We start from the raw sequence: 26975 nt of genomic DNA, 5'->3' as shown, positions 1-26975 counted from the left end.
AGTTCACTATGTCGGCAAATGATAATCAGAAAGCGGTGCCCAACGCGCTCCCGGCGGGATACCGATTTAACGAGTTTGAAATCAAGGAAGTGATTGGCGGCGGCGGGTTTGGCATCGTTTACCGCGCCTGGGATCATCAGCTTGAACGCACCATCGCCATTAAAGAGTATATGCCGGTGTCGCTGGCGGTGCGCGCTGAGGATCTGTCGCTGGAGCTGCGCGGCGAGCGCTATCAAAAGCTGTTTAACGCCGGCCTGGCCAGCTTTATGCAGGAGGCGCGTCTGCTGGCGCGCTTCAACCATCCCGGCCTGCTGCACGTGCTGCGTTTCTGGGAGCAGAACGGTACCGCCTATATGGGCACGCTCTACTACAGCGGCATGACGCTGAAAGAGTGGCAGCAGACCAGCCCGGATGCGTTGAGCGAGGCCTGGATTCGTCGCCTGCTGCCGCCGCTGTTCGGTGCCATCAGCACTATCCATCAGGCCGGCTATCTGCATCGCGATATTTCGCTGGATAATATTCAGATCCAGGAAAACCAGCTGCCGGTGCTGCTCGACTTCGGCTCGGCGCGTAAAGAGATCGGCAACCTGTCGGATGAAACCGAGATTATGCTCAAGCCCGGCTTCGCGCCGATTGAGCAGTACAGCGAAGAGGGTGAAAACGAACAGGGGCCGTGGACCGATATTTACGCCCTCGGCGCGGTGCTGCACAGTCTGATCACCGGCAATCCGCCGCCGGTGAGCGTGGTGCGCTGCATTGAGGATAACTACCAGCCGCTGGTCGAACGCCAGCCGCCCGGCTATTCCCTGCCGCTGTTGCATGCGGTGGACTGCGCGCTGGCGATGAAGCCAGCCGATCGCCCGCAGTCGATTGACGCCTTTGCGGCGCTTATCGATCTGCCCGTCAGCGACGTCGAGGCGGTGGTCAATAGCCTGCAGCCCGCGCCCGAGCCGCCGCCGGTCGCTGCAGCGCCCGCACCCGCGCCCGTGGTCGAAGAGGAAGCCGTTGTGACGCCGGCGCCGGTGGTGATGGCGGTGAATCACGCCTCACCCAGCGTCGAGCCGGTCACGCCGCGCAACGTGCGCCGCCTGTCGCCTGGACTGGTGGCGCTGGCGGCCGCGGCGCTGTTGGCGGTCGTGGTGGTCACCTGGCTGGCCAACAGGCGCGACGCGACGCCGGAAAACGCGACGCCTGCGGTGGCGCAGAACCCCGTCGTGAACAGCGCGCCGCCCGCGACGCCCGCGGCGCTGGCGACGGTCTACCTCAAGCTGGAGCGCGGCGCCAACGTGGTGCTCAACGGCCAGCCGGTGGAGGTGAAAACCGGCAGCAACGGTTTCGCCGCGCTCAACCTGGCGGCGGGTCAGTATCGTATTGAGGTGCATTCGGGCACCAGCATGCGCGCGCAGTCGCTGGTGATTGACAAGCCGGGCACCTGGCTGCTGAATCCGGGGAACTAGCGCGCTCTCGCGGCGTGGATGAGCACGCCGCGAGCCCTCTCCTTTAGCCCTGTGCGCAGCGAACGCCCGCCTGCAGCGCGCGTACCTGGTGCGCCAGACGGCTTAAACTCTCCTCCTCCATGCCGCGCTTCGCCAGCTCCTGCTCAAGCGAAAAAAGATACTGCGCGTTGCTGCCCAGCGGGCCGCTCGCCGCGGCAATCAGCGGCGCGATCGCCTCAGGACAGGAGTCCGATTCATAGAGCGGATGGCGCGGATCCATAATAAAGGCCAGCGCGGTGACGCTGCGCCCATCCTCCAGGGTTAATTCGCACCAGGTCGGCAGATAGCAGCCGGTAATCATCTCGCGCTTCCACAGCAGCTCCAGCTCTTCATGCAGGCGCGTCTCCGGCAGGCGAAACGCCAGGCCGCTGGTCGAGCCGCCCTCTTTTAGCGCCAGCATCCGGCCAGGATGGGACGAGGTGCCGCGTCCGGCGATCAGACGCAGGCAGAAGGCGCGGTGCCAGCCGTTCAGCGTGCCGGAGGCGACCTCGTCCGCTTCAAAAACCGGATTCCACATCAGCGATCCATAGCCGAAGATCCAGACCGGGCTCTGGTCGGGACGGCAGGCGAGCGTGGCCGCCAGCGACGCGGCGCGCTGCTCACAGCTCCAGAGCAGCGATTCCTCAATATCGCCGAATGAGGTTTTGCAGTCGGCTTTTAGTAAAAATTCTCGGGTTAACAATGCGACCTCCTGACTTCTTTAACGTCCTGTCCGACGGGCTCCCTTATAAAATCGGCTGGCGGGCGACAATCTTGAGCCCCAGCCTGCAGTGACAGTATGCATTTTCCGCACCGCTTTCAAGGCCGCGTCAAGACGAGAAATTAAAAAACCGTCGCATCAGGCCGGCTGCGCCGGCCCGCTGTTCATGGCTATTTTTTGGGGTGCCACTTATCATCGTCCCCTTTTTCATACTCTTTTTTCACCGCTGACCAGGCAACTTTATGCGCCACCTCTTCCTGAGACTCGTCGCCGCGTCGCTCATCTTTGTCTTTGTACTGATCCCAGGCGCTGTTGAACGCCTTCTGATAGATCTCCTGCGCGTGCGGCGGCAAAACATGTTTCACGTTATCCGGCAGCGCTTCACGATTTTTGTAAGGCATTGCATTTCCTCCATTAAGGGCCCGCTTTAAGCCTGGCGTATGGCGAAAAATTTACAACCTTGTTATTCAGCGCGTCCTTTCTGAAAAAATGGCCGAAGAACATAAAAGACAAGGCTATCGCCGCTCTAACTGGCGATTACCAGCGACATTTTTGCCTGGCTAATAAAGTTAATATAATGAATAGAAAGCGATAAACGATGTTGATAATGGATTTTGACAAGGTGAGAACATATTTGCGTAAAAGTAAAAACCGGTAAATTTCACCCAGGCTAAATAGTGAAAAGTTACACTCTAAGGGGTAATAAACGCTCTACTATTTTGTGAAGCCCCGTTGGGTTTCGCTGAGGCATTTCTCTGAAGAGGATGGTGAATGACCACACATGAAAAAACACGTCACAAAGAGTTTTCGCTGATACTTCCCCTCGCCGCCCTGGGCGTACTCTTTTTCTTTGGCGGGCAACATTCCCTGCCCGCGGTTATCGGCATCAATCTGCTGGCGCTGGTCGCGATCCTCAGCAGCGCCTTTAGCGTAGTGCGCCATGCCGACGTGCTGGCGCATCGGCTGGGCGAGCCTTACGGCTCGCTGATCCTCAGCCTGTCAGTGGTTATCCTTGAGGTCAGCCTGATCTCCGCGCTGATGGCCACGGGCGATGCCGCACCGGCGCTGATGCGTGACACGCTCTACTCTATCATTATGATCGTCACCGGCGGGCTGGTGGGGTTCTCGCTGCTGCTGGGCGGGCGCAAGTTCGCCACACAGTATGTGAATCTTGCCGGGGTAAAGCAGTATCTGATTGCCATCTTTCCGCTGGCAATCCTGGTGCTGGTGTTCCCCAACGCGCTGCCGGGCGGTAACTTTACCACCACGCAGGCGCTGCTGATCGCGGCGATTTCGGCGGCGATGTATGGGGTTTTTCTGCTGATTCAGACGCGCACCCACCAGAGCCTGTTTGTTTACGAGCATGAAGACGACAGCGACGATGGCGACCCGCACCACGGCAAGCCCTCGGCCCACAGCAGCATCTGGCACACCGCCTGGCTGATCGTCCATCTGATTGCGGTCATCAGCGTTACCAAGATGAACGCCAATACGCTGGAGCATCTGCTGTCGGAGTTTAATGCGCCCGCACAGTTCACCGGCTTCCTGGTGGCGCTGCTAATCCTCTCGCCGGAAGGCCTGGGCGCACTGAAGGCAGTGCTGATGAATCAGGTGCAGCGCGCCATGAACCTCTTTTTCGGCTCGGTGCTGGCGACCATCTCGCTGACCGTGCCGGCGGTGACCATTATCGCCACCCTCACCGACCAGCAGCTGGTGTTCGGCCTTGAGCCGCCGCAGATGGTGATGATGTCAGCGGCGCTGATCCTGTGTCATATTTCGTTTTCAACCGGGCGCACCAACGTGCTGAACGGCGCGGCGCATCTGGCGATTTTCGCCGGCTATCTGCTGACGATCATGCTCTGAACAAGAGACGAAAAAAAAGAGCGACTCACGTCGCTCTTTTTTATTTGGCAGCGTGAAGCGCGGGTTACTTGCTGGTATCCAGCTCCGGGAAGCTCTTCACCAGGTCGTCAATCGCCTTCATCTGCACCAGGAACGGCTCCAGCTTATCCAGCGGCAGCGCGGACGGGCCATCGCACTTCGCGTGATCCGGATCCGGATGCGCCTCAATAAACAGACCGGCGATACCGACTGCCATACCGGCGCGCGCCAGTTCACCCACCTGGGCGCGACGACCGCCGGAAGCGGCGCCGAACGGGTCGCGCGTCTGCAGCGCGTGGGTCACGTCGAAAATCACCGGGCTGTTGTTGGTGACTTTCTTCATTACGTTAAAGCCGAGCATATCGACGACCAGATTGTCATAGCCGAAGTTGCTGCCGCGATCGCACAGGATCACCTTATCGTTGCCGCCTTCGGCGAACTTATCCACGATATTGCCCATCTGGCCCGGGCTGACGAACTGCGGCTTCTTCACGTTGATTACCGCGCCGGTCTTCGCCATCGCTTCTACCAGGTCGGTCTGACGCGCCAGGAAGGCGGGCAGCTGGATCACGTCCACCACGTCAGCCACCGGCTGCGCCTGCGACGCCTCGTGCACGTCGGTAATGATTTTCACGCCGAACGCCTGCTTCAGCGCCTGGAAAATCTTCATGCCTTCTTCGAGGCCGGGACCGCGATAAGATTTGATGGAGGAGCGGTTCGCCTTGTCAAAAGAAGCCTTGAATACGTACGGAATGCCAAGCTTGTCGGTGACCTTCACGTAGTGCTCGCAAATACGCATGGCGAGATCGTGCGATTCCAGCACGTTCATGCCGCCAAACAGCACAAATGGCAGATCGTTAGCGACCTTGATATCACCAATAGTGACGACTTTCTGAGTCATGCCCTTTCCTTAATGGTGTGGTGCGCTTAGTGCAGCGTCACCTGTTTCTGTTCAATTGCGTGAATTTGTACTTTGATCATTTCGCTGACCGGATCCTCGGGACACTGCTCAACGAAATAGGTTAAATCGTTTAGCGCAATGTGATCGCACTCCAGCTGCGCGTAGATCAAACCGCGATCGCGGATCTCGTACGGGTCGTCCGGATCGATCTGCAGCAGCACCTGACTCACGCCCAGCGCCAGCTCCATCTGCTTCTCCTCCATCAGCGCCGACTTCATGGTGTCGAGCATCTTGCGCATCACGCTCACGGTCTTCGCCTCTTCCAGATCGTCGTCGTAGAGCTTCGCCGTGGGGCTGATGTTGCCCTTCAGCCACACTTCCAGCGTATGGGTATCCAGCGTCTCGCCGTTGAACGGGTTGATCAGCCACATCTCGCCGTCGATCCAGTCGGCGCGCAAAATCAGCTGCGTGGGGAAAATAACCGGCATCAGCGGAATATCGAGCGCCTGCGCGATATGCAGCAGGATCACGCCCAGCGACACCGCGGTGCCCTGACGCGTCTTGAGCACTTTATCCAGCCACAGCGCGTCGGAAAGGTTATAGATGCCGCTGGCGCCGCCGAAGCCCCACTGGCGGTAGAAAAGTTCCAGCAGCTTCTCCAGCTGCATGTCGGCGTCCTGTTCGCTGCTCACATAGCGGCGCGCTTCTGCCACCAGCGTCGCCAGCTGCTCCTGCACGGACGAGGCGGGAAAATCGGCGCGAATCGCGCGGGTAGCGCCAATCACCGCTTCACACAGCGGCGTCTGGCTAAAATCTAATTGCTCTGTGGAGGTCATACTATCCCCAATAACGGCATTTTGGTCACCGCCAGCTTAATCACTGTCACCAGCGCGACCAGCGCGACCAGGAAAGCGATCCAGCGCGTACGGCTGGTGCGCGGGCGACGACTCAACGCCACGGAACCTAAGGCGATGTAGATAATAACGCCTAAAAGCTTCTCCGTCAGCCAGCTTCCTTGCGGCGAGAACGGGTAAAAGTGGGTAATCATCACCAGCAGCACGCCGGTCAGCAGTAAAAAGGTGTCGTTAACGTGTGGCGTAATGCGCACCCAGCGCCGCTGCAGCAGCGCCGAGCCGCTGCGCAGCCAGTAAAAACGCACAATAAAAAGCGCAATGCTGATAAACACCGTCAGCAGATGCAGTTGCTTGATAAGCGGGTAGTAAGCGGCCATGGAACGTCCTTTTTAAGAGGGAATGCGACCGAGCGTGACGCGCGGATTGCCGCCGTAGTCATTTACGGTCGCGACCTGAAGAAAATTGTGCTGCTGCATCAGCGCGCGCACCGCCGCGTCCTGCTGCCAGCCATGCTCCAGCAGCAGCCAGCCGCCGGGCGCCAGCCACTGCGGCGCCTGGGTAATAAGCAGGCGCAGATCCGCCAGCCCCGCCTCGTCGGCCACCAGCGCGCTGCGCGGTTCGAAGCGCACGTCGCCCTGCGAGAGATGCTGGTCGCACGCGTCGATATAGGGAGGATTGCTGACGATCAGGTCGAAACGCGCGGCGGGCAGCGCGTCGAACCAGTGGCTCACGGCGAACGCGGCGTTGGGGATCGCCAGCCGCTCGGCGTTGCTTTGCGCCAGCGCCACGGCGGCCTCGATGCGATCGACGCCCAGCACCTCGCAGTCGGGCCGTTCGCTCGCCAGCGCCAGCGCGATGGCGCCGGTGCCGGTGCCGAGGTCGAGAATGCGCGACGGTGCGGCGGGCAGACGCGCCAGCGCCTGCTCAACCAGCACTTCGGTATCGGGACGCGGGATCAGCGTCGCGTCGGAGACGCGCAGCGGCAGCGACCAGAATTCGCGCTCGCCAATGAGGTGCGCCACCGGCTCGCCGCGCACGCGCCGCGCCAGCAGCGCGTCGAGCTGCGTCAGCTGTTCAGGCAGCAGCTCAGTCTCGCCGAACGCCACCAGCCAGCTGCGCGATTTGCCGGTGACGTGCCCCAGCAGGATCTCCGCGTCGCGCTTCGGGCTGTCGCCGCCCTGTAGCGCGGCGACAGCCTTTTTCAGCCAGTCCTGAAACGCCATTACTCCTGACCAGCCAGCGCGGCCAGCTGATCGGCCTGATGCTCCTGCACAATCGGCTCAATCAGGTTGTCCAGCTTGCCTTCCATGGTTTCGTCAAGGCGATAGATGGTCAGGTTGATGCGGTGATCGGTCACGCGGCCCTGCGGGAAGTTATAGGTGCGGATGCGGTCGGAACGGTCGCCGCTGCCCAGCAGGTTGCGGCGCGTGCTCGCCTCCGCTTCGTGGCGCTTCGCCATCTCCGCGGCGCGAATGCGCGCGCCCAGCACCGCCAGCGCTTTGGCTTTGTTTTTGTGCTGCGAACGCTCATCCTGACACTCCACCACGATGCCGGTCGGCAGGTGGGTGATGCGGATGGCGGAGTCGGTGGTGTTGACGTGCTGGCCGCCCGCGCCGGACGAGCGGAAGGTGTCGATCTTCAGGTCGGAGGGATTGATCTCCGGCAGCTCCGCTTCCGGCACCTCCGGCATCACCGCTACGGTACAGGCCGAGGTATGGATACGCCCCTGGGACTCGGTTTCCGGCACGCGCTGCACGCGGTGGCCGCCCGATTCAAACTTCAGGCGGCCATAGGCGCCGTCGCCGGTAACGCGGGCGATGACCTCTTTATAACCGCCGTGCTCGCCCTCGTTGGCGCTGACGATCTCCACGCGCCAGCGGCGGGCTTCAGCGTAGCGGCTGTACATACGGAACAGGTCGCCGGCGAAGATCGCCGCCTCGTCGCCGCCGGTGCCGGCGCGCACTTCGATAAAGCAGGCGCGCTCGTCGTCGGGATCTTTCGGCAGCAGCAGCACCTGCAGCTGCTGCTCCAGCCGCTCGCTCTCGGCGCGCGCCTGCTGCAGCTCTTCCTGCGCCATATCGCGCATCTCAGCATCGTCCAGCATCATCTGGGCGGTGTCGATATCTTCCTGCGTCTGCTGCCACGCGCGGAAACATTGGGTCACGTCGGTTAACTGCGCATATTCACGCGAGAGCGCGCGGAAGCGGTCCTGATCGGCGATAACGCTGGCGTCGCCGAGCATCGCTTCCACTTCTTCGTGGCGCTCCTGCAGCGCTTCCAGTTTGGCAACAATAGAGGTTTTCATGTCGTGATGGGATTCTCGTCACAGAGGGCAACAGCCCAGGAGTCTACTCGAGACCAAGGCTGTCGCGAAGCAATTGCAGGCGTTCAGTGTCGCCGTCGCGGGCGGCCTGCTGCAGGGATTTGGTTGGTGCGTGAATTAAACGGTTAGTCAGCTTGTGCGCCAGCTCCAGCAGGACTTTCTGCGGATCGGCGCCCTGCTGCAGCGCGGCCAGCGCGCGCGATTCGAGATCGGCGCGCACGCTTTCCGCCTGAGAGCGGTATTCGCGAATCGTCTCGACCGCACTCTGGGCGCGCAGCCAGGACATAAATTCGCCGCTCTCCTGCACCACGATGCTTTCGGCCTGTACGGCCGCGGCTTTGCGCTGCGCCATATTCTGCTCGATGATCGCCTGCAGGTCGTCGACGCTGTAGAGATAGGCGTTAGGCAGCTTGCCCACTTCCGGCTCGACGTCGCGCGGCACGGCGATATCCACCAGCAGCACCGGTTTGTTGCGGCGCGCTTTCAGCGCGCGCTCCATCATCCCTTTGCCGATAATCGGCAGCGGGCTGGCGGTGGAGGAGATGACGATATCGGCGTCGGCGAGGCGCGCGTCGATGTCGCCGAGGCCGATCACTTCCGCGCCGACCTCTTCCGCCAGCCGCTCGGCGCGCTCGCGCGTGCGGTTGGCGATAATCAGCTTCTGTACGTTATGCTCGCGCAGGTGGCGCGCTACCAGCTCAATGGTTTCGCCCGCGCCGACCAGCAGCACGTTGACGGTCGAGAGGGACTCGAAGATCTGGCGCGCCAGCGTACAGGCGGCAAAGGCGACCGACACCGCGCTGGCGCCGATTTCCGTTTCGGTGCGCACGCGTTTGGCGACCGAGAAGGTTTTCTGGAACATCCGCTCCAGCTCGCTGCTCAGCGCATGGCCGCGCTGCGAGTCGGCGAAGGCTTTTTTCACCTGGCCGAGAATTTGCGGTTCGCCCAGCACCAGCGAGTCGAGGCCGCTGGCTACGCGCATTAAATGGCTGACCGCCGCGTTGTCCTGATGCCAGTAGAGACTTTGACGCACGTCCTCTTCATTGAGATGGTGATAGTCACACAGCCAGCGCACCAGGCGCTCCTGCAGATCCGCCTGCTGCTCTACGCTCAGGTAGAGTTCAGTGCGGTTGCAGGTAGAGAGAACGACGCCGCTCTGCACCATCGGCTGGGAAAGCAGGCTGTCGAGCGCCTGTTCCAGCACGTCCGGCCCGAACGCGACGCGTTCGCGCAGCGCGACAGGTGCAGTTTTATGATTGATTCCGAGAGCGAGCAGCGTCATGGCGATAAAAGTTGGGATGTCCCAATAATGTCAGGGTTTTGTGATGCGCATTCTACAAGATGCGGCAGATCATGAAAAGCCATACAAAGGCTATGACTGTAATAAGATTAAACTGATCGTGCGCAATTTTACTCTTATCACCATTGACGGTTTATAAGCGGATCGCTAGCGTTAACCGTTACGAATTAAAAACGTGTCCGAGGAGATGACCACGTGATGACCTGTTCCCCACGCACTATGCTGCGCCTTTTGCCGCTGGCGAGCGTTCTGCTCACCGCCTGCGCCGTTAATCAGCCGCAGGGCCCAGGCCCGAGCACGACCGCGCCGCAGTGGCAGCAGCATCAGCAGGAGGTGGCGAAAGTCACGCACTACCAGACACGCGGCGCCTTCGCCTATCTTTCCGACAAGCAGAAAGTCTACGCGCGCTTCAACTGGCAGCAGACCGCCCCGGACCGCTATCGCCTGCTGCTGACCAACCCGCTCGGCAGCACCGAGCTGCAGCTCGACGCGCAAGGCGACACCGTACAGATCGTGGATAACAAAGGCAAACGCTACGTCAGCAACGACGCGGAGAAGATGATCTCTCAGCTGACCGGCATGGATATCCCGCTCGCCAACCTGCGTCAGTGGATGATGGGCCTGCCGGGCGACGCCAGCGACTATCAGCTCAACAGCAACTATCAGCTTAAAAGCCTGAACTACAGCAGCAACGGCCAGAAGTGGCAGGTGGCGATTCAGGATTACGACAGCAAATCCACCCCGCCGCTGCCGGCGAACCTCGAGCTGCGCGAAGGCGACCAGCGCATCAAACTGCGTATGGATAGCTGGACCCTGCAATGATCACCACCTGGCCTGCACCGGCAAAGCTCAACCTGTTTCTCTATATCACCGGCCGTCGCGCAGACGGCTACCATAACCTGCAGACGCTGTTTCAGTTTCTCGACTACGGCGACAGCCTGCATATCACGCCGGACAGCAGCGGCCGCGTTAGCCTGACCACGCCGGTCGAGGGCGTCGCCCATGACGACAACCTGATTGTTCGCGCGGCGATGGCGCTGCGTCAGGCGGCGCAGGCGCAACAGCGGCTGCCAGCCGACGCCGGGGCGCAGATCGCCATTGAAAAGCGGCTGCCGATGGGCGGCGGGCTGGGCGGCGGCTCCTCGAACGCCGCCACCGTGCTGGTGGCGCTGAATCACCTGTGGGGCGTCGGTTTCTCTCTCGAGGCGCTGGCGGAGCTAGGGATTAAGCTTGGCGCGGACGTGCCGGTGTTCGTCAGAGGTTTCGCCGCTTTCGCGCAGGGCGTCGGCGAGCAGCTCCAGCCCGCCGATCCGGCGGAAAAATGGTACCTGGTGGCGCATCCCGGCGTAAGCGTGCCGACGCCGCGGGTGTTTAACGATCCGCAGCTTACGCGCGATACGCCGGTGCGTTCGCTGGCGGCGCTTTTATCGACACCCTTTCACAATGATTGTGAGGCAGTGGTAAGAAAACGTTTTCGTGAGGTTGATGAGCTTGTTTCCTGGCTGCTAGAATACGCGCCGTCGCGCCTGACTGGCACTGGCGCTTGCGTGTTTGCCGAATTTGACACCGAGTCAGCCGCTCGTCAGGTGCTGGAACTCGCCCCGAAATGGGTATGCGGATTTGTCGCGCGAGGCGTTAACGTCTCGCCTCTGCATCGCACCCTTTCCGGGCTGTAAGCGCATGTGTGACAGTGTCACCCTGTTCCAGACGCTGCACGCTGTGCATTAACACACCCGTATGAACATGCGCTGCGGTATGCGCCGGTTACCGTAACGCCGTTCATTCTCTGGACGCCAAGCCTGAGGTTCTTCTCGTGCCTGATATGAAGCTATTTGCTGGTAACGCCACCCCGGAACTAGCACAACGTATTGCCAACCGCCTTTACACCAGCCTCGGAGACGCCGCAGTGGGCCGTTTCAGCGATGGCGAAGTGAGTGTACAAATCAATGAAAATGTACGCGGTGGTGATATTTTCATCATCCAGTCCACCTGTGCTCCCACCAATGATAATCTGATGGAACTGGTTGTGATGGTCGACGCGCTGCGTCGAGCTTCTGCTGGTCGTATTACCGCGGTTATTCCCTACTTCGGCTATGCCCGCCAGGATCGCCGCGTGCGCTCCGCTCGCGTGCCGATTACCGCTAAAGTGGTCGCGGATTTCCTTTCCAGCGTTGGCGTCGATCGCGTTCTGACGGTCGATCTTCACGCCGAGCAAATCCAGGGCTTCTTTGACGTCCCGGTTGATAACGTTTTCGGCAGCCCAATCCTGCTGGAAGACATGCTGCAAATTGGTCTGGAAAACCCGATTGTGGTTTCCCCGGACATCGGCGGCGTCGTGCGTGCTCGCGCGATTGCCAAGCTGCTCAACGATACCGATATGGCTATCATCGACAAACGTCGTCCGCGCGCGAACGTTTCTCAGGTGATGCACATCATCGGTGACGTGGCGGGCCGCGACTGCGTGCTGGTCGACGATATGATCGACACCGGCGGCACGCTGTGCAAAGCGGCGGAAGCGTTGAAAGAGCGCGGCGCGAAACGCGTCTTCGCCTACGCGACCCACCCGATTTTCTCCGGCAACGCAGTGGAGAATCTGCGTAAATCGGTTATCGATCAGGTTATCGTCTGCGACACCATCCCGCTATCTGAAGAGATGAAGTCGCTGCCGAACGTGCGTACTCTGACGCTCTCCGGCATGCTGGCTGAAGCGATCCGCCGTATCAGCAACGAAGAGTCTATCTCGGCGATGTTCGAGCACTGATTTTCGTCTAATAAAAAACCGGGCCAGGCGCCCGGTTTTTTTATGGCTGCAAAAGCGGATCAGTGGTGCGGCGTGCGGCGGCAGCGCTCGTCATAATGGCGGTGCCAGAAGTAGCGGTCTTCGATTTTTTCGCGCCCGCTGACGCGCGCACCGGCGAGCCACAGCAGCGCCCCGATAAAGATGCCGAGGATGGCGCCCTGTGCCAGCAGCGCCGGCATCTGAATGCTCGGCAATTGATTCAGCACGGAAAAGATGATGCTGGAGACCATCACGACCAGTCCCACGATCATCAGGGCGTTTCCTGCTTTGCGACAATGTTGATGTTTCATCATTCACCTCTGTCCATATGAACAAGCCAGACAAACCGCACATAATGTTAACTTGTCATAAGTTTAAGCAATGACCCGCGGACAAATTGCGTCCAGGATCACAAACTCTACTAAATGCTGGCCTGCATTCACCTTCAGAAGCTTGATTTAAATAACAAAATAGTTAATCACGCGACGTAACCATATCGCTTTAGCTAAGTTTGTTCTCTTCCCTGCCGCGAAGTACACTAACGCCTTTTCACCACCTGAGCAGGATAATCATCGTGAGCAGCATTAAACTGATTGTGGGCCTGGCCAATCCCGGCGCGGAGTACGCCGCCACGCGGCATAACGCAGGCGCCTGGTATCTCGATTTACTGGCGGAGCGTCATAATCAGTCGCTAAAAGAAGAGGCGAAATTCTTCGGCTATACCGCGCGTATCAGCCTGGCGGGCGAAGATGTGCGTCTGCTGGTGCCGACCACCTTTATGAACCTCAGCGGCAAGGCCGTGGCGGCGATGGCGACCTTTTTCCGCATCGCGCCGGAGGAGATTCTGGTGGCGCACGATGAGCTCGATCTGCCGCCTGGCGTCGCGAAGTTCAAACAGGGCGGCGGTCATGGCGGCCACAACGGCCTGAAAGACATCATCAGCAAGCTGGGCAACAACAATAACTTTCACCGCCTGCGCATCGGCATCGGCCATCCGGGCGATCGCAACAAGGTGACGGGATTTGTGCTGGGCAAGCCGCCCGCCAGCGAGCAGAAGTTGATTGACGACGCCATTGATGAAGCGGCGCGCTGTACCGAAGTGTGGCTGAAAGAGGATCGCCTGAAGGCGATGAACCGGCTGCACGCGTTCAAGGCGAGCTAAACGCCCTGCCCGCGCGATTTCTGTGTATAATGCGCCAAATTTTTCGTTTCCGGCAATGCCTGCAGCAGGCGTTGCACCTCAAGTTAGAAGGGTAACCAACCATGGGATTCAAATGCGGTATCGTGGGCCTGCCGAACGTCGGTAAATCCACCCTGTTCAACGCGCTGACTAAAGCGGGCATCGAAGCGGCTAACTTCCCCTTCTGCACCATTGAGCCCAACACCGGCGTGGTGCCGATGCCGGATCCGCGCCTTGATCAGCTGGCGGAGATCGTCAAACCGCAGCGCCTGGTGCCGACCACCATGGAGTTCGTCGACATCGCCGGCCTGGTAAAAGGCGCGTCGAAAGGTGAAGGCCTGGGCAACCAGTTCCTGACCAACATCCGCGAAACCGAAGCGATCGGCCACGTAGTGCGCTGCTTTGAGAACGAGAACATCATTCACGTCGCGGGCAAAGTGGATCCGGCGGAAGATATCGACGTCATCAACACCGAACTGGCGCTCTCCGATCTGGAAACCTGCGAGCGTGCCATTCAGCGCGTGCAGAAAAAAGCCAAAGGCGGCGATAAAGACGCGAAGGTCGAGCTGGCCGCGCTGGAGAAGTGCCTGCCGCATCTGGAAAACGCCGGTATGCTGCGCGCGCTGAAGCTGGACGCCGATGAGAAAGCGGCAATCCGCTACCTGAGCTTCCTGACGCTGAAGCCGACCATGTATATCGCCAACGTCAACGAAGACGGTTTCGAGAACAACCCTTACCTCGACCAGGTGCGCGCCATCGCCGAAGCGGAAGGCTCCGTGGTGGTGCCGGTTTGCGCCGCCGTTGAGTCCGACATCGCCGAGCTGGACGATGAAGATCGCGCCGAGTTTATGGCCGAGCTGGGTCTGGAAGAGCCAGGCCTGAACCGCGTGATCCGCGCCGGTTACGCCCTGCTGAACCTGCAGACCTACTTTACCGCGGGCGTGAAAGAAGTGCGCGCCTGGACCATCCCGGTTGGCGCGACCGCGCCGCAGGCGGCGGGCAAGATCCATACCGACTTCGAGAAAGGCTTTATCCGTGCGCAGACCATCGCGTTTGAAGACTTTGTCGCCTATAAAGGCGAACAGGGCGCGAAAGAAGCGGGCAAGATGCGTTCTGAAGGGAAAGAGTACATCGTTAAAGATGGCGATGTGATGAACTTCCTGTTTAACGTCTGAGCCGCGGTTGTCTGATGAGGGACTAGTGCCTCTCAGGACAAAATGGCCGCTTTAAAATCCACGCGCATGCGTGGATTTTTTATTTCAAAATACCTCAAGTTGTAGCGCGTTAGCGCCAACAGAGCTCCCTTTCTTCTTGCCTATGTCATAGTCCTTAAAGGCTACCGGCTTCGCGTTTTTCACACTCTGCGCATCAATGATCAAGAACACACTTGAGGCGTTTCGCCCTACCTCCCTACTACCGGGACGAGTTCATGTTCACACCTTCATTCGCCCGCTATACATTTCATCGGGTGCATCACAGCGTTTATTGCTGGGTTACTCTATAAAGAGTTTGCTTCATCATCTTGTTTACTTGGGGGACCAGAGGCATATCCCCAGCCAAAAATGAACGGATCGCACTGTCGATTATCTCGCGAGTGAGCACCGACTCCTCCACGATGACTTGCAAACCAATGCCGCTACGATAGCCAGATTGAATACGATAGCCAGGAGTAACTACAGGCGGATTGTCGCGCATGACTTCGGCTGAGCGTTTATCGATGTAGTCGAAATAGGTTAATCCACCGAATTGAGGATAAGAAACGCGGGTACGTTCTACCACCGTATAGCTAACCACCTTCCCTTTCGCATTGTAGTTTGGGGTTGTATCCATGCGGGCTTCATCTTGCTGCTGGTTTGGGCTCAACATGGCATGAGCTTCTTCAAACACCAGATTTTCCACAACATCCGCACGCGCTACGTCAAGGGTAATAATCTCCGCGTTCCAGTACACATCTGGCGAATTACCCAAGAATAAAACATCGCTCCAGGTCCACACCCAACCCGCAGCAATGGCCTCTGCATTTTCAGAATCGCAATCATCATAATGCACTCCTCCGCAGCGGTGACGCTCGCGGTGGATCAGATTCTTGACGTGTTGTGTCCGGGCACGACGCCGACGGCGGGAAAGAGTATTAAATGGTTTGTCTCTGCGGATCATGGTTCGCTCTGCGCGTGCTCGCTGGGAGGAATCCAGCCGCACAGTTTAGCTAATGGGAATAAGGAAATCTATTCCGCCATAAGCAATGTGTTCAGGACAATCTCTTTTGTCATGCGGGGTTGCATTGACCAGACGATAATTTTGGGGAAAACAGGTCAACCACCACGGCCAGATACAGCCAGCCTTCGTGGGTTCGGATGTAGGTTATGTCTGTAGTGGTCAACTAAAACTGGCCAACGATTTAGAGTTTTTCCAGTATCGGTTTTTCGATTCGTCTGGGGGTAACCTACCGTTATAGCCATGCGGCCTTAGCGAGTTGTAAACCCGACGATATAGTCTGTAATCGCATGAGCAGCCTCGCTAAAGTTTATATAACCTGTCGCTGACACCCACTCGTTTTTAAAACTTCTGAAGAGGCGTTTTATCGGGCTATTGTCCCAACAGTTTCCCCGTCGACTCCTACTCTGCCTGATCTGGCAACGCTACAGTAACTGCCAGATCTGTCTGCTTGTATAGTGGCGACCCCGGTCACTGTGGAAAATCACTCCGGTTGGTTTATTGCGAGCTCCTACGCCATTTCCAGCGCTCTGATGATCAGCTTGCTATCTAGCGAAAATGACATTGCTCAGCCCACAAGTTTTGTTGCGAACAGATCGGGAACAACATTTTTACGGTTTAACGTCTGAGCCGCGGTTGTCTGATGAGGGGCCAGCGCCTCTCATACAAACCGCTCGATATAAAAATCCACGCCTGCGCGTGGATTTTTTTGCCCGCAAAAGAGACCGACCAATCAGTATGCTGTAACTAAGTAGAGCTATACTCTATCCCCCTCACCCCGCTTCGCGCTAAAACCCTTTGCAAAGCCCACCAGAAAGGGATAATACCCCACCGCTTTCCGACAAAGGACCGACGATGCGCGATACCCCGCAAGGCTACCGGACCCGCAAAAAACCTATGAAGCTCAGCACGCTGGTGACGCTGATGATCGGCGCGGTCGTCACCTTCGTGCTGCTCAGCGTGCATCTGCTCTACTTTTTTCAGATCGGCAACGCCACGCAGAAGCAGCTGGAGGACAAGGCGATGGCCGTGGCGCGCACCCTGGCGGACGTGCCTGCTATTCAGCAGGCGCTGGGCGGGCCGCCGGACGCTGGCATCATTCAGCCCATCGCCCGCGCGGCGCAGCAGCACAATAATCTGCTGTTCGTGGTGGTGACCAATATGCAGGGCATCCGCTACTCTCACCTTAATCCGGCGCTGATCGGCCAGCACTTTATCGGCGACGACATCAATCCGGCGCTGCAGGGCAAAGAGAACGTCTCGGTAAATCGCGGCTCGCTGGCGGAGGCGCTGCGCGTCTTTACGCCGGTCTATAACGCGCAGCAGAGGCAAATAGGCGTGGTGTCGATAGGCATCTCGCTGGAGGCGGTCAGCGATCAGATCAACCAGAGCCGCTGGAGCATTATCTGGACCATCCTGATCGGCGCACTGGCGGGCACGCTGGGCACGCTGGCGCTGGTGAAAACCCTGAAGCGCATCCTCTTCGGGCTCGAACCCTGGGAGATCTCCTCGCTGTTCGAGCAGCGCCAGGCGATCCTGCACTCGGTCAAAGAGGGCGTTATCGCGGTGGATGCCCAGGCCGAGGTGTCGCTGATCAACGAGGCGGCGCAAAAGCTGCTGACGGAAGAGAGCTCCGGCAGCATGGAGGAGGCCAGCGTTATTCACGCTCAGCTGCAGGAGACGCTGGCCACCGGCCGCGCGCGGCGCGACGAAGAGCTGAATATCAACGGCCACGTGCTGCTGAGCAACACCGTGCCGGTCTACAGCCAGCAGCGGCTTATCGGCGCGGTCTGCACCTTCAGGGATAAAACCGAAATCACGCGGCTGCTGCAGCGGCTGAGCGGCATGGTAAACTACGTCGACGCGCTGCGTGAGCGCTCGCACGAGTTTATGAATAAGCTGCACGTGATCCTTGGCCTGCTGCACATGAAAAACTATGCGCAGGTCGAAGCCTATATTTTAAAAACGGCGAACAACTACCAGACCGAAATCGGTTCGCTGCTCGACAAAATCAAGTCGCCGGTGATCGCCGGCTTCCTGCTGAGTAAAATCAATCGCGCCTCGGACAGCGGCCATCGTCTGACGCTGAGCGACGCCAGCTTCCTGCCCGATATCGGCAACGAGCAGCAGATCGCCGTGCTGATCACCGTGCTCGGCAATCTGATCGAGAACGCGCTCGACGCGCTGGGCAGTGAACACAACGGCGATATCCATGTGATGCTGCACTACCAGAACGGCTGGCTGGCGTGTGAGGTCAGCGACGACGGGCCCGGCATCCCGACCAACCAGCTGGATGCTATCTTTGATAAAGGCTTTTCAACCAAAGGTGAGGAGCGCGGCGTCGGGCTTTATCTGCTGAAGCAGCAGACGGAAAGCCTCGGCGGCAGCGTCAGCGTGGAGTCGGAACCCGGCGTATTTACCCAATTTTTTGTACAACTTCCCTGGGATGGAGGCAACAAAACCGCATGATCAATGTGTTAGTGGTCGATGATGACGCTATGGTCGCCGAGCTGAATCGCGTTTACGTCGGGCAGGTGCCGGGCTTTCACTGCGTCGGCACGGCGTCGACGCTGCAGCAGGCGAAAGAGATGATCCTTCACAGCGAGCCCGCCGTGGATCTGGTGCTGCTCGATATCTACCTGCAGCATGAGAACGGGCTGGATCTGCTGCCGGAGCTGCGCGAGGCGAAGCAGCCTGTCGAGGTGATCATTATTTCATCCGCCGCCGACGCCGCCACCATCAAAACCTCGCTGCACTACGGCGTAGTGGATTACCTGATCAAACCCTTCCAGTTCCCGCGTTTTGAAGAGGCGCTCACCAACTGGCGGCAGAAGAAGTCGCTGATGGATAACCATCTCTACTACCAGCAGGCGGAAGTTGACCAGCTGATCCACGGCAACCCGCCCACCACCAACGACAGCAAGCGGCTGCCGAAAGGGCTGACGCCGCAGACGCTGCGCACCCTCTGCCAGTGGATCGACGCCCATCCCGGCAGCGAGTTCTCCACCGACGAGCTGGCGGCGGAGGTGAATATCTCGCGCGTCTCCTGCCGCAAGTATCTGATCTGGCTGGCGCAGATCAATATCCTCTTCACCAGCATTCACTACGGCGCGACCGGCCGTCCGGTCTATCGCTACCGCCTGCAGCCGGAATACCATTCGCTGCTCAGGCAGTACTGCCAGTAGTCAGCCGGTAGCGGCGGTCGTGCAGACGAAACGCGAACTGACGCGACGAGGAGCAGAGCACCTGCTGGTCGCGCGTCACGAATATCGCCTCAATGTGCGGCGCGTCGCGCAGCGCCGCGAGGCTCTGCTCCACCCCCAGCCCGTAGAGCAGCGTGGTGTAGATATCGCCATCTATCGAGCGGTCGGAGATCACCGTGACGCTCAGCAGTTCATTGTCGAGCGGATAGCCGCTGCGCGCGTCGAGGATATGGTGATAGAGGCGCCCGTCCAGCTCGAAGTAGCGCTCATAGACCCCAGAGGTCACCACCGATTTTCCCGCTACCTCGATCACGCCGATTAACTCGTCAGCCTGGCCGAACGGCGCTTTCAGGCCGACAGCCCATCCGGCGGCCTGCGGCGGCGCGCCGAGCGTCTGCACGTTGCCGCCGAGGTTAATCAGCGCCCTTTCCACCCCCTGCTGGCGCAGAAAACTGCGCACCAGGTCGGCGATATAGCCTTTGGCGATGGCGCCCAGGTCGATCTCCATGCCCGGCTGGCGCAGAAACACGCTGCGCCGCTCAGGATCCAACACCACCTCGCGCGGATCGGTCAGCGCCATCAGCGTTGCCAGCTCGCCCTGCGGCGGCACGCTGCGCCCCTGAAAGCCGATCTTCCAGCGCTTGACCAGCGGTCCGATGGTGAAATTGAACAGGCTGTGCGGCAGCAGGCTCACCTGGTGCGCGCACTGGATGAGGTCGAACAGGTCGCGGCTGACGCAGACCGGTTCTTTGCCAGCGGCGTGGTTAATCGCCATCACCTCGGAGTGGGCGCGGTTGACGGTGAGGATATTCTCCTGATGGCGGATAAGGCGGAAGACCTGCGCGGCCAGCGCCGCATTATCCTCGAAAAGCTTAAGCAGAATGGGCGAACCCATCAGAACTGCGGAATAGGCGTAAACGCCTTCGTCGGCTGACATACTCGCCTCGACTGTTGAAGTGGGCCGGCAACGGCGTGCCGGAGCTGTTACCCGGTGCGCCGTCACCGACAGCGGACTAGCCGCGCGCCAGCGCCGCCGCGTTACGTCCGGCAAGGATACCAAAGATGATAATATCCGCCACGGCGTTGCCGCCGATACGGTTGGCGCCGTGGATGCCGCCGACCACTTCCCCCGCCGCCCAGGCGCCGCGAATCACCTGTTTGTTGCTGTCGAGCACCGCGGTGTCGGTATTAATGGTCACGCCGCCCATGGTGTGATGCACCCCAGGCGCGATGCGGATGGCGTAGAACGGCCCCTGATTTAGCGGATGACGCAGCGCGGTGGTGCGGCCGAAATCCTCATCCTTCTGATCCACCACGAACTGGTTGTAGCGCGCCAGCGTCTCCTCAAGGGTGGTGTGCTCCATATTCAGCTTCACCGCCAGCTCGCCCACGGTCGGCGCGCTGATCACAAAGCCTTTGGCGATATACTCATCGGCCGCTTTGTTGTTGGCCCGAACCTGTTCGTCGAAGACTACCCAGGCGCTTTTCTCCGGCAGCGCGATAATCTGCGCGGAAACCTTGTCGCGGGTCTCCATCTCGTTGAAGAAGCGCCTGCCCGCCTGCGACACCAGGATGGCACCGCCGCCGCGAATCGATTCAGAGATCAGATAGGAGGTGGTCTGCTCCACGGTCGGATGGATCTGGATTTCGCCCATATCCACGGTATCCGCGCCCAGCTTCTGCAGCATGGCGATGCCGCTGCCGGTCGCGCCTTTGTGGTTGGTGGTCACGAAGCCATCCAGCTCAGGGCGGTATTTCACCACCATCTCGCGGTTGGCGCTGAAGCCGCCGGTGGCGACAATCACGCTTTTCGCATAGAGGATGCGGCTGTCGTAGTACTCATCCACCACCTTCACGCCGGTTACCGCGCCGTTCTCGGTGAGGATTTCAGCGACCGAGGTATCCAGCAGCACCTCGATATTGCGCTTGTTGATGTTTTTCACCAGCCCGCTGATCAGGTAGCCGCCTACCGCCGAACGGTCCGCAGGGCGGTGGGTGCGGTCGATGCTCATGCCGCCGGTGATGGTGATATCGTTCAGCTCGATGCCGTGATCCGCCAGCCAGTCGATCGCCTCCGGCGCCAGCTCGACGAACTCGCGCAGCAGCACCGGGTTATTTTTATGCTGGCCCCCTTTCAGCGTCTCCTGATAGAAGAGCTCTTTGCTGTCTTTGATGCCCTTCATCGCCTGGAAGCGGGTCTCCGCCGCGTTCATGCCCACCGAGGCTTTGATGGTATTGCCGCCGATAGTCGGCATCTTCTCGATGATCACCACGCGCGCGCCTTCGTCGTGCGCCTGAATCGCCGCCGCCAGGCCAGCGCCGCCGCTGCCGATCACCACCACGTCGTAGTTCTGCGGCGCAGCGGGGTTGCCGCCCTCTTCAATCACATACTCTTTGCTGGAGGTGGAGAGCGCGCGCGATACCGCTTTTTTCAGCGCCTCGCTCTGGGTGGTGGCGCCGCTGATGGCGTCGACGTGCGGGCTGTTAGCCACCAGAATACGGTTACGCAGGCTTTCAAAGGTCTCGGTAAAATCGACGTCCAGCGTATCGTCCGGCACCATCGAAATATCGGTGATGCGGTCGGTGTCGAGGGTAACGTTGATTTTGAGCTTCAGCGCTTCCGCCTCGACTTTCTCCTGATAGACGCCCGCCTTGTATTTGCGGCCCGGCGCGCTGACTTCGCGGATCATCGCGTCCACCAGCGAGAAGCGCCACAGCGGCTCCGGGATCATCAGCGCTTCGCGCTGGGTGCTGTCGATATAGAGGTCGAGATGCTCGTTGTTCAGCACGCGATCCGCCCAGTCCGGATAGGCGATGCAGGCTTTGCCGATCGCCACTAAATCGTAGCCGTGCTCCAGCGCCCCCTCTACGTCGGCTTTGTTCACCACGCCGCCGACGCCGATCACCGGCACCTTCGCCAGGCGTTCGGAGCGCTGCGCAATATATTTATCGATCAGCGGCGTCGGGTCGCGGGTATCGACGATAGAGGGACGCAGCAGCTGGCCCATGGAAAAGTGCACGTAGTCGAGGCCGCGCTCCGCCAGTTTTTCCAGCAGATAGAGCGTGTCGGCAAAGCGAATGCCGGGCACTTCGATCTCTTCCGGCGAGAAGCGATAGCCGATGATAAAGGTGTTGTGCGCGATGCGCTCCGCCATTTTATGGGCGATATCCAGCACCGCCAGCGGGAAACGGGCGCGGTTTTCGCGGCTGCCGCCCCACTTGTCGTCGCGCTGGTTAGAGTTGGGGGAAAAGAACTGCTGGATCAGATAGGTGTTGGCGCCGTGCAGCTCAACGCCATCGAAGCCCGCCTTGATGGCGCGGTTTACCGCGTCGCCAAATTTGGTAATCATCACCTCGACGTCATCGGCGGTCAGCGCCTGTGGCGTGGTGGCGCCTTCGCGCGGTGCGGCAATGGCGCTGGGACCCACCGGCGTTTTGCCGCCGATCAGCCCCGGTTCCACCATACGACCGCCGTGGTAAATTTGCAGGATAGCGGTTGAGCCCTGCGATTTAATCGCGTCGGCGATTCGCGCAAGCCCAGGGATCTTGTTGTCGCTGTCGATGCCGATAGCGCCGGGAAAAGCGGGACCTTTGTTATCGATAAAGCAGGACTCGACGATAACCGTACCCAGCGTGCCTGCGCGTGCGCGATAGTACTCCACAAGCTCGCTGGTCACGGTGCCGTCGTAGAATCCTGTACAGGTAGTCATTGGCGCCATGACCAGCCGATTTTTTAATACCGCGCCGTTGGGCAACGTCAGCGGATTTAAAAGCGGGGTGCGAGTATTCATTTAGATTAACTCCGGAAATTAAAAGCTGAGGAATTCTGCGGACGGGGCACTCTGGCGATAATTAAAAGGTCCGGCTTGATGCCACTAATATACCAGTAACTTTGGCTACAAAAGTAATGAATATAGTTTTAAAACTTTTTGAATTAGCAGGGCTATTTATTTTGCAAAGGCGACTATTTTAGTTATAGTAATGTTAGCGAAAGCGCTGAAAAAATCAAATTAGTGTTAAATAAAAAAATTAACCTATACTTTTCAGCGAGGTAAAAGGCGCAGGATTTGCAGAAAAAAGCGCCAGCAACGTTATTTTTCACTTAGGAACCTTCTTAAGAGCTCAGAATGAATTTTAACGTCGTTAATGCAATTAAAAGCCAGACTCACTCTTTGATCTAGATCAAAATTTACTATTATGGCTGGCGCATCATATAGCCATTAAGCAAAGGTTTATTTAATAAAGTTGTCACATGAAGACGTTATTCAATAAGGTTTTGCTGAGGCGTTCTCCGCGCGAGAATAATAAACAGCGCATCAACAAAGCCGACACCCTCTTCTTTTTAACTTGCAGACCTTCACTATGAACATGAAAACGACGCTGAACGAAGCCGCGCAACCTGCGCCCGTCCCGCCGCCGGGACAACATAAACGCTGGATCATGCTGGCCCTGCCTGTCGTGGTCGCCGCCCTGCTGCTGCTGGTGCCCACACCCGCCGGACTTGAACCTTATGCCTGGCACTTTTTCGCCATTTTCGTCGGCGTGATTGTCGGCCTGATCTTCGAGCCGCTGCCGGGTGCGGTCATCGGCCTGACCGGCGTGGTGGTCATCGCCCTCTTCAGCCAGTTTGTGCTGTTTAGCCCCGCCGAGCTGGCAAAGCCAGGCTTTAAGGTCGCCACCGAGGCGTTTAAATGGGGCGTCAGCGGCTTCGGCAACTCCACCGTCTGGCTGATTTTCGGCGCCTTTATGTTTGCCGCCGGCTACGATAAAACCCAGTTCGGCCGCCGCCTGGCGCTGATTCTGGTGAAGTATCTTGGCCGTCGCAGCCTGACGCTCGGCTACGCCATTACCTTCGCCGATCTGCTGCTGGCGCCATTTACCCCGTCGAACACCGCGCGCAGCGGCGGCACCATCTACCCGATTATCGCCAACCTGCCGCCGCTCTACGGCTCTAAACCCAATGACCCGAGCGCGCGCCGCATCGGCTCCTATCTGATGTGGGTCGCCATTACCGCCGCCTGTATCACCAGCTCTATGTTCCTGTCGGCGCTGGCGCCGAACCTGCTGGCGCTGGCGCTGGTGAAAAGCGTCGTGGGCTTTGATATCTCCTGGGGCATGTGGTTTCTCGCCTTCCTGCCGCTCGGCGTGCTGCTGATCCTGACCATGCCGCTGCTGGCGTACTGGCTCTATCCGCCGGAGGTGAAGGTCAACGACGAAGTGCCGCGCTGGGCCACCGCCGAGCTGCAAAAGCTGGGCAAACTGTCGCGCAACGAGATTCTGCTGCTGATTTTCGTGGTGTGCGCGCTGCTGATGTGGATTTTCGCCACCGCCTGGATCGAGCCTGCAATGGCTGCGCTGCTGGTTATCATACTGATGCTCTGGACTGGCGTGCTGAACTGGAGCGACATCACCAGCAACAAAGCGGCGTGGAACACCTTCGCCTGGTTCGCCACGCTGGTGGCGCTGGCGGATGGCCTGGCGCGCGTCGGCTTTATCGCCTGGCTGGGCAAAGAGGGCGGCATGCTGCTGCAGGGTTACGACCCACAGGTCTCCGCGGTAGTGTTGCTTATCGCCTTCTATCTGCTGCACTACCTGTTCGCCAGCACCACGGCGCACACCACCGCCCTGCTCCCCGCGATGCTGACTATCGCCGCGGCGATCCCAGGCATCAATATGCCGGTGTTCTGCCTGATGCTCTGCACCTCGCTTGGCGTGATGGGGATTATTACCCCTTACGGCACCGGCCCCAGCCCGATTTACTACGGCAGCGGCTATCTGCCGACCAAAGACTACTGGCGTCTGGGGACCATTTTTGGCCTGCTGTTCCTGGTGCTGCTGATGCTGATCGCCTACCCGTGGATGGTATTGATGTTCTAAAGCAGGCGACGAAACAGGTTAATAAAGTGTAAAATCCTTTCCCTGCAGCTTACGCCAGCCGCGTTCCGCGCGGCTGGCGGAATAAAAACCAACAATATTTGCGGCTGTCTGCCTCGCGCTGCGCGAGTCGTCGCCGCCGCATAAGTGAGCCGAGATGTCGAACAAACCTTTCTACTATCAAGAGCCCTTTCCGCTGTCCCACGATGATACCCAGTACTATCTGCTGACGCGCGAGCACGTCTCCGTCGCCCGCTTTGAAGGCGAAGAGGTGCTGAAGGTCGATCCCAAAGCGCTGACCCTGCTGGCGCAGCAGGCATTTCACGACGCCTCTTTTATGCTGCGTCCGGCGCACCAGCAGCAGGTCGCCGCTATCCTCGCCGACGATGAAGCGAGCGAGAACGATAAATATGTCGCCCTGCAGTTTTTGCGCAACTCAGAGATCGCCGCCAAAGGGGTGCTGCCGACCTGCCAGGATACCGGCACGGCGATTATTATGGGCAAAAAAGGCCAGCGCGTCTGGACCGGCGGCGGCGACGAAGCCGCCCTGTCGCAGGGCGTCTATAACACCTTTATCGAAGACAACCTGCGCTATTCGCAGAACGCCGCGCTCGATATGTATAACGAGGTGAACACCGGCACCAACCTGCCGGCGCAGATCGATATCTACAGCACCGACGGCGACGAATATAAGTTCCTCTGCATCGCCAAGGGCGGCGGCTCAGCCAACAAAACCTATCTCTACCAGGAGACGAAAGCGCTGCTTTCGCCCGGCAAGCTGAAGAACTATCTGGTGGATAAGATGATGTCGCTCGGCACCGCCGCCTGTCCGCCCTATCACATCGCGTTCGTGATCGGCGGCACCTCGGCGGAGGCGACGCTGAAGACCGTGAAGCTCGCCTCGACGCACTACTACGATAGCCTGCCGACCAGCGGCAACGAGCATGGCCAGGCGTTCCGCGATCTGGCGCTGGAGCAGGAACTGCTGGCGGCGGCGCAGCAGCTCGGCCTCGGCGCGCAGTTCGGCGGCAAATATTTCGCGCACGATATCCGCGTGATCCGCCTGCCGCGCCACGGTGCCTCCTGCCCGGTGGGCATGGGCGTCTCCTGTTCGGCGGACCGCAATATCAAAGCGAAGATCAACCGCGACGGCATCTGGATTGAGAAGCTGGAGGACAACCCGGCGCAGTATATTCCGGAAGCGCTGCGCCAGCAGGGCGAAGGCGGCGTCGTGAGCGTCGATCTTAACCGACCGATGAAAGAGATTCTGGCGCAGCTCTCCGCTTATCCGGTCTCGACGCGTCTGTCGCTGAGCGGCACCATTATCGTGGCGCGCGATATCGCGCACGCCAAACTGAAAGAGCGTATCGACAGCGGCGAAGGGCTGCCGCAGTACGTGAAAGATCACCCGATCTATTACGCCGGTCCGGCGAAAACGCCAGAAGGCTACGCCTCAGGCTCGCTCGGCCCGACCACCGCTGGCCGCATGGATTCCTACGTCGATCTGCTGCAGTCGCACGGCGGCAGCATGATTATGCTGGCGAAGGGCAACCGCAGCCAGCAGGTGACGGACGCCTGCCATAAGCACGGCGGGTTTTATCTCGGCAGTATCGGCGGCCCGGCGGCGGTGCTGGCGCAGCAGAGCATCAAAAAGCTGGAGTGCGTGGAGTATGCCGAACTGGGGATGGAGGCGATCTGGAAGATTGAGGTTGAGAATTTCCCGGCGTTTATCCTGGTGGACGACAAAGGCAACGACTTCTTTAAGCAGATTCAGGACAGCAGCTGCGCGCGCTGCGTGAAATAGCACTGAAGCAGACTCTTAAAAACCGCACCACGTTTTGATAAGCGGGCGGCAGGGTCTGAAGAGCAAAGCGTCCCGCGACAAGGATGTCGCGGGCCGAGCGAGCATGGATGCCTTGAGCGACTTTGCGATCAGACCCTGCCGCCCGCGTCTGCGCAACGGCCAAAGGCGCCCTTACAGCAAACTATTTTTACCAGAAACGCGGCACTTCCGCCGCATCGCTCGCTTCTCCCGCCCGCAGTCGAGCGGCGGCATCGCCATCGCGCAGCGAAACCGGCAGATTAACCGCAATAATGCTGTACTCCAGCCCGTCCAGCACCTCGTCATATTCAGTCAGCACGTTATAAAATTCGTTCATCAACATTCCTTATTCAGTTCGGCCTCAGGCCCGTCAGGAACCACCGTCCTGACCATGCCATTGCAATCTTACAGGGCGATGACAGTTAACAATGGGTCGAAAAAACGCGAA

Annotated in this window: 24 protein-coding genes and 2 pseudogenes; 11 read left to right on the top strand and 15 right to left on the bottom strand. The window is 59.3% G+C overall.

Annotated elements, in window-relative coordinates:
* Positions 1–8 precede the first annotated feature (8 nt).
* The gene (locus ACR6A7_RS13690) at positions 9–1457 is read left to right on the top strand and encodes a serine/threonine protein kinase (RefSeq protein WP_434125448.1); all 1449 of its coding nucleotides are present in this window, start codon (positions 9–11) and stop codon (positions 1455–1457) included.
* Positions 1458–1500: 43 nt separating this feature from the next.
* Here ACR6A7_RS13690 and ACR6A7_RS13685 read toward each other — a convergent pair whose 3' ends face one another.
* Entirely contained in the window at positions 1501–2178 is a 678-nt protein-coding gene (locus ACR6A7_RS13685; RefSeq protein WP_434125447.1) for a gamma-glutamylcyclotransferase, read from the bottom strand.
* 188 nt (positions 2179–2366) lie between these two features.
* Positions 2367–2597 carry a putative cation transport regulator ChaB gene (chaB, locus tag ACR6A7_RS13680; protein WP_033747642.1) on the bottom strand — a complete coding sequence of 77 codons (231 nt, stop codon included), beginning with the start codon at positions 2595–2597 and terminating at the stop codon, positions 2367–2369.
* A gap of 370 nt (positions 2598–2967) precedes the next feature.
* On the opposite strand from chaB, the gene chaA reads away from it, so the two are divergent.
* Positions 2968–4059 (top strand): sodium-potassium/proton antiporter ChaA, encoded by a 1092-nt coding sequence (gene chaA, locus ACR6A7_RS13675; RefSeq protein WP_434125446.1) that lies wholly within the window; start codon positions 2968–2970, stop codon positions 4057–4059.
* A 64-nt stretch (positions 4060–4123) separates the two neighbouring features.
* Here the strand turns inward: chaA and kdsA are convergent, their stop codons facing one another.
* The 6 genes from kdsA to hemA are packed head-to-tail and all read right to left on the bottom strand — an operon-like array spanning position 4124 to position 9437.
* Entirely contained in the window at positions 4124–4978 is an 855-nt protein-coding gene (kdsA, locus tag ACR6A7_RS13670) for a 3-deoxy-8-phosphooctulonate synthase (RefSeq protein ID WP_434125445.1), read from the bottom strand.
* A 26-nt stretch (positions 4979–5004) separates the two neighbouring features.
* On the bottom strand, positions 5005–5814 hold the full coding sequence (sirB1, locus tag ACR6A7_RS13665; RefSeq protein ID WP_434125444.1) for an invasion regulator SirB1: 810 nt from the start codon (positions 5812–5814) through the stop codon (positions 5005–5007).
* Positions 5811–6209, bottom strand: coding sequence for a SirB2 family protein (locus ACR6A7_RS13660; RefSeq protein WP_084881896.1), 399 nt, complete (start codon positions 6207–6209; stop codon positions 5811–5813). Before ACR6A7_RS13660 ends, sirB1 begins: the two co-directional genes overlap by 4 nt.
* Positions 6210–6221: 12 nt before the next feature.
* Positions 6222–7055 (bottom strand): peptide chain release factor N(5)-glutamine methyltransferase, encoded by an 834-nt coding sequence (prmC, locus tag ACR6A7_RS13655; RefSeq protein WP_434125441.1) that lies wholly within the window; start codon positions 7053–7055, stop codon positions 6222–6224.
* Complete coding sequence (gene prfA, locus ACR6A7_RS13650) at positions 7055–8137, bottom strand: peptide chain release factor 1 (protein ID WP_434125440.1); 1083 nt, start codon at positions 8135–8137, stop codon at positions 7055–7057. The genes prmC and prfA overlap by 1 nt, the downstream gene beginning before the upstream one ends.
* 43 nt (positions 8138–8180) lie before the next feature.
* Positions 8181–9437, bottom strand: coding sequence for a glutamyl-tRNA reductase (gene hemA, locus ACR6A7_RS13645; protein ID WP_434125438.1), 1257 nt, complete (start codon positions 9435–9437; stop codon positions 8181–8183).
* A 216-nt stretch (positions 9438–9653) separates the two neighbouring features.
* Here hemA and lolB point away from each other — a divergent pair, with 216 nt between their 5' ends.
* The 3 genes from lolB (at position 9654) to prs (ending at position 12216) form a co-directional block, all read left to right on the top strand.
* Complete coding sequence (lolB, locus tag ACR6A7_RS13640) at positions 9654–10277, top strand: lipoprotein insertase outer membrane protein LolB (protein ID WP_434125437.1); 624 nt, start codon at positions 9654–9656, stop codon at positions 10275–10277.
* Positions 10274–11131, top strand: a complete 858-nt coding sequence (gene ispE / locus ACR6A7_RS13635; protein WP_434125435.1) for a 4-(cytidine 5'-diphospho)-2-C-methyl-D-erythritol kinase — start codon at positions 10274–10276, stop codon at positions 11129–11131. Before lolB ends, ispE begins: the two co-directional genes overlap by 4 nt.
* A 137-nt stretch (positions 11132–11268) precedes the next feature.
* Positions 11269–12216 (top strand): ribose-phosphate diphosphokinase, encoded by a 948-nt coding sequence (gene prs / locus ACR6A7_RS13630; RefSeq protein WP_006118899.1) that lies wholly within the window; start codon positions 11269–11271, stop codon positions 12214–12216.
* A gap of 59 nt (positions 12217–12275) precedes the next feature.
* Here the strand turns inward: prs and ychH are convergent, their stop codons facing one another.
* On the bottom strand, positions 12276–12545 hold the full coding sequence (gene ychH, locus ACR6A7_RS13625) for a stress-induced protein YchH (protein ID WP_434125433.1): 270 nt from the start codon (positions 12543–12545) through the stop codon (positions 12276–12278).
* Between the two features lie 263 nt (positions 12546–12808).
* On the opposite strand from ychH, the gene pth reads away from it, so the two are divergent.
* Together pth and ychF are read left to right on the top strand one after the other, a co-directional pair.
* Complete coding sequence (gene pth, locus ACR6A7_RS13620) at positions 12809–13396, top strand: aminoacyl-tRNA hydrolase (protein ID WP_033747682.1); 588 nt, start codon at positions 12809–12811, stop codon at positions 13394–13396.
* A gap of 101 nt (positions 13397–13497) precedes the next feature.
* On the top strand, positions 13498–14589 hold the full coding sequence (gene ychF / locus ACR6A7_RS13615) for a redox-regulated ATPase YchF (RefSeq protein WP_434125431.1): 1092 nt from the start codon (positions 13498–13500) through the stop codon (positions 14587–14589).
* A gap of 307 nt (positions 14590–14896) precedes the next feature.
* On the opposite strand, the gene ACR6A7_RS13610 is transcribed toward ychF, so the two are convergent.
* The 3 genes and pseudogenes from ACR6A7_RS13610 to ACR6A7_RS13600 form a co-directional block, all read right to left on the bottom strand.
* Complete coding sequence (locus ACR6A7_RS13610) at positions 14897–15571, bottom strand: hypothetical protein (protein WP_434125430.1); 675 nt, start codon at positions 15569–15571, stop codon at positions 14897–14899.
* Positions 15572–15645: 74 nt separating this feature from the next.
* Positions 15646–15785: pseudogene (locus ACR6A7_RS13605) on the bottom strand (DDE-type integrase/transposase/recombinase); the annotation flags it as partial.
* 5 nt (positions 15786–15790) lie between these two features.
* Positions 15791–16235 (bottom strand): annotated as a pseudogene (locus ACR6A7_RS13600) (DDE-type integrase/transposase/recombinase); the annotation flags it as partial.
* A 248-nt stretch (positions 16236–16483) separates the two neighbouring features.
* Here ACR6A7_RS13600 and ACR6A7_RS13595 point away from each other — a divergent pair.
* Together ACR6A7_RS13595 and dcuR are read left to right on the top strand one after the other, a co-directional pair.
* On the top strand, positions 16484–18097 hold the full coding sequence (locus ACR6A7_RS13595; RefSeq protein ID WP_434125428.1) for a sensor histidine kinase: 1614 nt from the start codon (positions 16484–16486) through the stop codon (positions 18095–18097).
* On the top strand, positions 18094–18813 hold the full coding sequence (dcuR, locus tag ACR6A7_RS13590; protein ID WP_033747696.1) for a two-component system response regulator DcuR: 720 nt from the start codon (positions 18094–18096) through the stop codon (positions 18811–18813). Before ACR6A7_RS13595 ends, dcuR begins: the two co-directional genes overlap by 4 nt.
* Here the strand turns inward: dcuR and ACR6A7_RS13585 are convergent.
* Positions 18794–19768 carry an FAD:protein FMN transferase gene (locus ACR6A7_RS13585; RefSeq protein ID WP_434125427.1) on the bottom strand — a complete coding sequence of 325 codons (975 nt, stop codon included), beginning with the start codon at positions 19766–19768 and terminating at the stop codon, positions 18794–18796. The two genes, dcuR and ACR6A7_RS13585, sit on opposite strands and share 20 nt — an antisense overlap.
* Positions 19769–19844: 76 nt before the next feature.
* Positions 19845–22622: a flavocytochrome c gene (locus ACR6A7_RS13580; protein WP_434125425.1), complete on the bottom strand. Its 2778-nt coding sequence runs from the start codon at positions 22620–22622 to the stop codon at positions 19845–19847.
* A gap of 577 nt (positions 22623–23199) precedes the next feature.
* On the opposite strand from ACR6A7_RS13580, the gene ACR6A7_RS13575 reads away from it, so the two are divergent.
* Together ACR6A7_RS13575 and fumA are read left to right on the top strand one after the other, a co-directional pair.
* A complete protein-coding gene (locus ACR6A7_RS13575; RefSeq protein WP_434125533.1) occupies positions 23200–24708 on the top strand; it encodes an anion permease in 1509 nt (502 codons plus the stop codon).
* 154 nt (positions 24709–24862) lie between these two features.
* On the top strand, positions 24863–26509 hold the full coding sequence (gene fumA / locus ACR6A7_RS13570) for a class I fumarate hydratase FumA (RefSeq protein WP_434125424.1): 1647 nt from the start codon (positions 24863–24865) through the stop codon (positions 26507–26509).
* A gap of 187 nt (positions 26510–26696) precedes the next feature.
* Here the strand turns inward: fumA and ACR6A7_RS13565 are convergent, their stop codons facing one another.
* Positions 26697–26864, bottom strand: coding sequence for a hypothetical protein (locus ACR6A7_RS13565; protein WP_434125422.1), 168 nt, complete (start codon positions 26862–26864; stop codon positions 26697–26699).
* Between the last annotated feature and the right edge of the window lie 111 nt (positions 26865–26975).

It is taken from the genome of Pantoea phyllosphaerae, assembly GCF_051025595.1.
Classification (GTDB): Bacteria; Pseudomonadota; Gammaproteobacteria; order Enterobacterales; family Enterobacteriaceae; genus Pantoea.
This window is presented reverse-complemented; position numbering and strand designations above follow the sequence as displayed.